Raw genomic sequence first — 231 nt, 5'->3', positions numbered from 1 at the left:
GGCCCTCAACTACAACGCGGAGATCGCGGAGCGCGGATACAACCATGTGCGCGTGCGCGGGTCCGACGAAGAAGACGCGGACGGGGACTTCGAAATAGTAGATGCAGACGCCGATGATGGGCTCGATGCCGACGCAGACGCCGATGAAGAACTTGAATGGGGCCCGGATTCTACGGAATTGGTGAGGAATCCTGATCAGGCGCGTGCTGATCACGAAAAAACACTTAGAAA

General features: G+C 57.1%; 1 protein-coding gene. It reads left to right on the top strand.

What is annotated here, in order from left to right; translation table 11 throughout:
- The coding region (locus tag AC1RPU_RS08560) for a hypothetical protein (protein ID WP_481769744.1) at positions 1 to 231 on the top strand (231 nt) is incomplete at both ends.

Source organism: Dellaglioa sp. CoH-55-MRSF-7, assembly GCF_056782235.1.
The sequence above is the reverse complement of the archived record's forward strand: the minus strand, read 5'-3'. Positions and strand labels throughout refer to the sequence as shown.